Source organism: Bilifractor sp. LCP19S3_H10 (assembly GCF_052119185.1).
GTDB lineage: Bacteria > Bacillota > Clostridia > Lachnospirales > Lachnospiraceae > Bilifractor.
In genome coordinates this window covers 1-6,921 of record NZ_JBQKFT010000040.1, presented here as the reverse complement: position 1 = coordinate 6,921, position 6,921 = coordinate 1, and the positions used below count along the sequence as shown (strand labels likewise).

The 6,921-nt window shown below is 48.0% G+C and carries 6 protein-coding genes; all 6 read left to right on the top strand.

Annotated elements, in window-relative coordinates; all coding sequences use genetic code 11:
• Positions 1-247: 247 nt before the first annotated feature.
• The 6 genes from ACTQZS_RS15165 to dusB all read left to right on the top strand — a co-directional run bounded on the left by ACTQZS_RS15165 (position 248) and on the right by dusB (position 6,269).
• Complete coding sequence (locus tag ACTQZS_RS15165) at positions 248-1,024, top strand: TrmH family RNA methyltransferase (RefSeq protein ID WP_441476565.1); 777 nt, start codon at positions 248-250, stop codon at positions 1,022-1,024.
• 670 nt (positions 1,025-1,694) lie between these two features.
• Positions 1,695-2,666 carry a cell wall hydrolase gene (locus ACTQZS_RS15160; protein ID WP_441476564.1) on the top strand — a complete coding sequence of 324 codons (972 nt, stop codon included), beginning with the start codon at positions 1,695-1,697 and terminating at the stop codon, positions 2,664-2,666.
• 173 nt (positions 2,667-2,839) lie between these two features.
• Complete coding sequence (gene argF / locus ACTQZS_RS15155; protein WP_441476563.1) at positions 2,840-3,844, top strand: ornithine carbamoyltransferase; 1,005 nt, start codon at positions 2,840-2,842, stop codon at positions 3,842-3,844.
• Positions 3,845-3,921: 77 nt separating this feature from the next.
• Entirely contained in the window at positions 3,922-4,728 is an 807-nt protein-coding gene (locus tag ACTQZS_RS15150) for a biotin--[acetyl-CoA-carboxylase] ligase (RefSeq protein WP_441476562.1), read from the top strand.
• 231 nt (positions 4,729-4,959) lie between these two features.
• Positions 4,960-5,298 carry a DUF6145 family protein gene (locus tag ACTQZS_RS15145; protein ID WP_441101497.1) on the top strand — a complete coding sequence of 113 codons (339 nt, stop codon included), beginning with the start codon at positions 4,960-4,962 and terminating at the stop codon, positions 5,296-5,298.
• Positions 5,298-6,269, top strand: a complete 972-nt coding sequence (dusB, locus tag ACTQZS_RS15140) for a tRNA dihydrouridine synthase DusB (RefSeq protein ID WP_441476561.1) — start codon at positions 5,298-5,300, stop codon at positions 6,267-6,269. The genes ACTQZS_RS15145 and dusB overlap by 1 nt, the downstream gene beginning before the upstream one ends.
• Positions 6,270-6,921: the final 652 nt, after the last annotated feature.

Sequence of the window (6,921 nt, the reverse complement as noted above, 5' to 3'; positions counted from 1 at the left end):
CTCCCAGTATTTGAAAGTAGCTGAAAACTTATGAACCGCCGTGTACCGAACGGTACGCACGGTGGTGTGAGAGGACGAAAGTCTCCACTGGAGACTTTCTCCTACTCGATACCGGATTGATGTACCGGGTGCGGCTTTACAAAGTGCCGCCTTGTAATAGGATTGGTTTGATAATTTTCTGAATGTTTTACGAGACCCCAAAATATTTCATGAATTTAACAGAACAGAGAAGCAGGAGAAAATAACGGTGATCACCAGCATAACAAACGCTCAGGTTAAGAGGGTAATCCAATTAAATAATAAATCCAAAGTCCGCAGGGAGGAACACTGTTTCATTGCGGAGGGCCTTAAGCTTTTTCGGGAAACTCCGGAAAAACTGCGGAAGAATGTATTTGTTTCCGAAACATTTTTGAATGAACACAGATCAGACGATACGTTGAAGGGAATCTCGTTCGAAACCGTCTCGGACCCGGTTTTTGAACGAATGTGTGATACGAAGACACCTCAGGGCATACTTACGGTTGCCGGAATGCCGGAGTATACACGGGAACAGCTTCTCGGAGGATCCGGACGCGCATCGCTCGTGATGATCCTGGAGGACCTACAGGACCCGGGGAATCTCGGAACGATCCTTCGGACTGCAGAAGGAGCCGGCGTAACCGGAATCTTTATGAGCAGCAGGACTGCGGATGTATTTCAGCCCAAGGTGATCCGGTCTACAATGGGATCAATTTACAGGGTCCCGTTCCGCAGAGAAGACGACCTCGCAGATGTCTGCAGCTGGCTGAAGGGGAAGCGGGTGAGGATTTTTGCTGCTCATCTCAAGGGGAAAAATACCTATCGCGGCGAAGATTACACCGGCGGAACTGCCTTTCTGATCGGAAATGAGGGAAACGGTCTTAGTGATGTGCTTTCCGCGAAGGCTGATGTGCTGATCCGTATCCCTATGGAGGGAAAGGTAGAATCTCTGAATGCTGCTGTCGCGTCCGCTCTTTTGATGTATGCGGCGCATGATCAGAGATGATGGAACCCATCCCGCCCTGTGTGACTTAGAAACAGAAGTTTCATCTCGCAGGGCGAGGCAGATTTTTATCCATATGATTCATATCTCTTTCAGAAAACTTGCCTGAATCATCCGGTCTCTTTTTCAACTCGGGAAAATGCTGCAATCCGCAGACCTCTTTTCAATTCCCGAAAATGCGCAATCCGCAGACCTCTTTTAATACCGAAAATGCTGCAATCCGCAGATCTCTTTTCAATACCGAAAATGCTGCAATTCGCAGATCTCTTTTGAATCCAGATAATACTTTGTCGTAATAATTACTCCCATCAATACCGGCAGATATAAGCAAATGATATGTCTGACAAAAAAGATAAACGCTCAAATATATCTGATATTATATCCGATATATCTACATAAAACCGGAGTATTCTGAATTAATCATATCAAAACCCGGCCGTTTTTTGGACGGCTTGACAAGCAAAAAACGCAATGCTATAATGCCGAACTTGTAGTTGGTTTCCATTTTTGTAACAAATATTAACAAATATGAAATAATCTTAAATCTGATTTCAATATTATGAGCAGATTTCCGTGAGCCGGAGCTGTGGCGAAAGACGAGGGGGATGCGTCTGTCGGGGCCGGCCAAGCCGGGATTTTTTCCGGAGATTATCTCATTCCACAGGAGGATTTTATGAAAAACAAAACGAAAACGATTGCAGTATGTGGCTGTATTTTTGCGATGACTACGGCGATGACAGCACCGGTGTACGCAGATACGAATGCGTCGGTATACAACAACCCGTATTTTGTAGAGAACTGGGCGGACAAGGCGGTCGCGGATCTTACCAGTTCGAATGGTTATACACTGATTCGCAGCGGAGAGGATTCTTCCAGCGACTGTGTGGGGGTTCTTACCCCGGGAGCCCTGGTAACTGTCGAGGGTGAGGAGAATGGCTGGACGAAGATCTCCTCCGGAAATATTGAAGGATACGTAAGTTCCGATCTTCTGGTAACTGGCGCGGAAGCAGAGGCAGAATACCTGGAGGAAAATACGGTCTATGGTACTGTGAACATAGCAGGTACACCGGTTTATTCCGGTGAGAGCACGGGAAGCCCTGTTCTCATTACGCTGGAGGACAGGGCGGGCGTGACACTGATCAGCGCAGACAACGGCTGGTTCAAGGTGAAGGTAAACGGCCAGACCGGTTACATCTCTACCGATGCCGTTGCCATCAATGCGGATACGCATGACGCGGTTACGCTTGCAGAATTTGAAGCGGAGACCGGAATTGTGCCGGACACCACGACGAATACCGTGGACAGCTCCTATTCACAGGATGATATCAATCTTCTCGCTGCACTGATTCACTGCGAGGCGGGAGGGGAAAGCTATACCGGAAAGGCTGCAGTAGGAGCGGTCGTTCTTAACCGTGTTAACAGTGCCTCTTTCCCGAACACCATCTCCGAAGTAATTTACCAGAGCGGGCAGTTCACCCCGGCATCGAGCGGAGCCCTCGCAGCCACTCTTGCGTCCGGTGTCGATGCAGACTGTTATGCCGCGGCACAGGATGCGATCAACGGTGCGAATCCCGTGGGCAGCTGTCTCTACTTCCATGCGGGCGGCGGAAGCGGACTTACCATCGGAAATCAGACATTCTATTAATCACATAACAATTTTCCAAATTAACCAATCAGATATAAGGACAGAAGGACCAGAAGGAGGCTGCGCAGTCAGCCTCTTTCTTGTTTTTTTAATGGATATGAGTTAAAATCAAGCCATATGGCTCGGAAGGAGAGCCGAAACCGCACAGCATCTATCCGGAGGAGGAAAATGAGATGAATTTAAAGGGACGTAATTTTCTGACACTTAAAGATTTCACACCTGAGGAAATCACCTATTTACTTGACCTCTCGGCGAAATATAAAGAGAAGAAGAAAAAAGGAATTCAGGTAGATTCTCTTCGCGGAAAGAATGTTGCGCTTATTTTTGAAAAGACGAGTACACGAACCCGTTGTTCCTTCGAGGTGGCCGCGCATGATCTCGGAATGGGCAGTACCTATCTGGATCCGTCTGGATCGCAGATCGGTAAGAAGGAAAGCATCGCTGATACTGCGCGCGTGCTCGGACGAATGTTCGAAGGTATTGAATACCGTGGTTTTGGTCAGAATATTGTAGAGGAGCTTGCAAAATATGCCGGGGTTCCTGTCTGGAATGGACTGACAAATGAATATCATCCGACACAGATGCTGGCGGATATGTTGACGATCCGTGAACATTTCGGAAAGCTGAAAGGACTGAAGCTGGTCTATCTTGGTGACGCGCGCTACAACATGGGAAATTCTTATATGGTAGTCTGCGCGAAGCTCGGACTGAAGTATGTTGCCTGTGCGCCGGAGAAGTATTTCCCGGATGCCGCGCTGGTGTCCCAGTGTGAGAAGTGGGCCGAGGAAAGCGGCGGTTCCATTACGCTGACGGAAAATGTCAGTGTAGGCGTACGGGACGCGGATATTGTGTGCACTGACGTATGGGTATCTATGGGAGAGCCGGACGCTGTCTGGGAAGAAAGAATCCGGGATCTGACTCCTTATAAAGTTACAAAGGAGGTCATGCAGACAGCCGGACCGGATGCAATTTTCCTTCATTGTCTTCCGTCCTTCCATGATCTCGGCACAAAAATCGGGAAGCAGATTCATGATAAATATGGTCTGAATGACATGGAAGTTACCGATGAGGTTTTTGAATCGGATCAGTCTCTCGTATTTGACGAGGCGGAGAACAGAATGCACACGATCAAAGCAGTCATGGCCGCAACTCTAGGCGCGGACCGCGGACTGCTCTGACCTGGAAACGTAACGTACAGAAGTGGCAGCAGTAACAGTCAGATGTATGACAGCCGAAAAAAACAGAGGTGCGGATCTTGGAGGAAGAAATAAACAGTCATCTGAGTGCAGACCGGATACAAAGCATGCTGCGCACTGATCGCTGGACCATTCACTACAGGGAATCTGTGGATTCCACCAATAACTGGGCCAGACAGGAGGCGGAAGGAGGCGCTCCCGACGGGAGCGTGTACCTTGCGGATACGCAGACGGCAGGTAAGGGAAGCCGCGGCAGATCATGGGGATCTCCTGAGGGCACTTCCATATCGATGAGCCTCGTTCTGCGGCCGGAAATTGAAATGAGCAGGATTTCGATGATCACTCTTGTAATGGGACTCGGAGCGGCGGACGGAATCCGCGTTGTGACCGGAATTGATACCGGGATCAAATGGCCGAACGATGTCGTGTGCAGAGGAAAGAAGCTCTGCGGCATTCTCACGGAAATGGGACCGAACGGGGATTATCTGGTTCCCGGAATCGGCATAAATGTGAACATGGACCGTTTTTCACAGGATCTGAGAGATAAAGCGACTTCCGTATTTCTCGAGACGGGGAGAAAATGTGACCGCGATCGCATCGCGGCCGGGATACTGGAATCATTTGGCAGATATTACGATGTTTTTCTTGAGACCGGTGATCTGACAGGCCTGATGGACCGTTACCAGGCGATCCTTGCAAACCGGGGCAGGAAGGTCAGGGTCATGAATCAGAGCAATCCGTACAGCGGCACCGCATTGGGAATCGACCGGTTTGGTGAGCTGCTGGTGAAGAGAGAAGATACCGGAACGACAGAGAAGGTTTTTGCCGGCGAGGTATCGGTTCGTGGAATTTACGGTTATGTCTGAGGATTGGCACATGATGTCTGTAGAAAAGCGGACAGAGAATGGCGACTATCAGGTTCGGGATAACGGACACCAGATGAATGGATGGATAAGATAGAATCCATCATTCGAAACAGCCGGTACAGAACATATGGTACAGAACATATAATTGAGAGCAGAAATCAGAGGATATAATCCGATAAAAAGATTCGGTCACACCGGTCAAATCGGAATAATTTCATAACAGAACAGAGAATGAACGATAAAGATAAGAACAAGAATATTGTGCTCTGCGGAGCAAATTATTACGATAAGAAATACTATTTTAATGACAGTTTTTCCATACTTCCCCAGAAGATCCGTGACGAACTGCAGATCACTTGTGTCACCTTTACTGAGCAGTGTGGAGGAATTATCGTCCTGGAGTTTGATCCGGAGGGCAATCTTGAAATTCGCACCGAGGCGGAGCCGGCTGATGCTATGTATGACGACATAGGAGCAGGTCTTGCAGTGAAGAAGCTTCGCGAGGAGAAACAGGAGCTCTTTGAATCTATGGAACTGTTTTATAAAATATTTGCGGGCGGTGGTAACTGATGAAGATTCGGCCATTGAAAATCGGCAATGTCATAATTGATCATCCCGTAATACTTGGACCGATGGCAGGTGTCACAGACCTGCCATTTCGTGTTTTATGTCATGAACAGGGAGCAGGCCTTGTCTGCACGGAAATGGTGAGCGCAAAGGCTATACTATATAAAAACCGGAATACCCAGGCGCTGATGAGAACGGATCCAACGGAGCATCCTGTCTCGCTCCAGCTTTTTGGAAGTGATCCAGACTCTGTGTCAGAGGCGGCAGCAATGATTGAGGATCTTCCTTTTGAAATCCTGGATTTTAATATGGGCTGTCCGGTACCGAAGGTCGTTAACAATATGGAAGGCTCGGCGCTGATGAAGGATCCGATGCGTGGAGCGGCAATTATATCCGCTGTTGTGAGAAAAATCCGGAAACCCGTAACTGTAAAGATCCGAAAGGGATTTAATCTGGACTCGGTGAATGCGGTAGAGGTGGCGAAACGGATGGAGGATGCCGGCGTTTCCGCAATTGCGGTACATGGAAGAACACGGGAACAGTATTATTCCGGGGAGGCGGACTGGGAGATCATTCGCCAGGTAAAGAATGCGGTTTCGATCCCTGTAATTGGAAACGGTGATGTGGATTCTCCCCGCAAGGCAGAAAAAATGATGCGGGAGACCGGCGTGGATGGGGTTATGATCGCGAGGGCTGCCCGGGGAAATCCGTGGATTTTTCGTCAGGTTATTCATTATTTGGAGACGGGCGAGGTTATTCCAAAGGCAACACCGAAAGAAGTATATGACATGATTCTCCGCCAGATGGAGCTGATGGTTCAATATAAAGGGGAATACACTGGCATCCGGGAAATGCGGAAGCACATTTCCTGGTACACGGCAGGATTCCCGAACTCTGCATCCCTTCGCAGGCGGATTAACGAAGTGGATACGAGCGACGAGATACGAGAGCTGCTGAGGGAAACGCTTATATAGTAACATCCATGACGCGCTTAATTTCGAAAGCAATCCTTTTCCGAAAACTGCTTTTTCTGAAGGCAACCATTGACACGCACGCGTTATACAGTTTGAGACGCCCCGCCTGCGACGCAGGGAACAATCCGAGGCTTATGCAGTTTGTGACGCTCCGCCTGCGGCGCAGCGAACCATCTACAGTATATACAGTTTTTTGGGTGCCCTGCTTTCGGGGGCATGACGGCATGGCGGTTTACTGCATGGAATCCCGGATTTGCATGATGCTTTTGTGAAGGTTACTATATATTGGGCTGAATTCTGGGTAAAAACACAAGTTTTTTAAAAAAGAGAAAAAATTTAAAAAGGCTGTTGACTTTTCCCTGGGACTCGTGGTATTCTAAGTGAGCTGTCGCAAGAGAAACGATTTCATCTACGACAGACAGAGAACATTGACAACTGAACAGTAAAACACATCCTCGAAAATTCAAATGAAGTTTTATAAAATTTTTGTTTGAACGATCGATGAGTATTCATGAATGTAACGTTCAGGTGAACGATACATGAATTGATTACGATCCTTTAAAACAGTAAAAAGGGATGAATTAGCCAAGTGTTAATTCTGAACGAATCAATCTTTTTTATGAGAGTTTGATCCTGGCTCAGGATGAACGCT

Excerpts from the sequence above, each read along its gene's own strand:
- dusB (WP_441476561.1), top strand. The coding sequence starts at position 5,298 with ATGAAGATTCGGCCATTGAAAATCGGCAATGTCATAATTGATCATCCC.
- ACTQZS_RS15160 (WP_441476564.1), top strand. The coding sequence starts at position 1,695 with ATGAAAAACAAAACGAAAACGATTGCAGTATGTGGCTGTATTTTTGCG.
- ACTQZS_RS15145 (WP_441101497.1), top strand. The coding sequence starts at position 4,960 with ATGAACGATAAAGATAAGAACAAGAATATTGTGCTCTGCGGAGCAAAT.
- argF (WP_441476563.1), top strand. The coding sequence starts at position 2,840 with ATGAATTTAAAGGGACGTAATTTTCTGACACTTAAAGATTTCACACCT.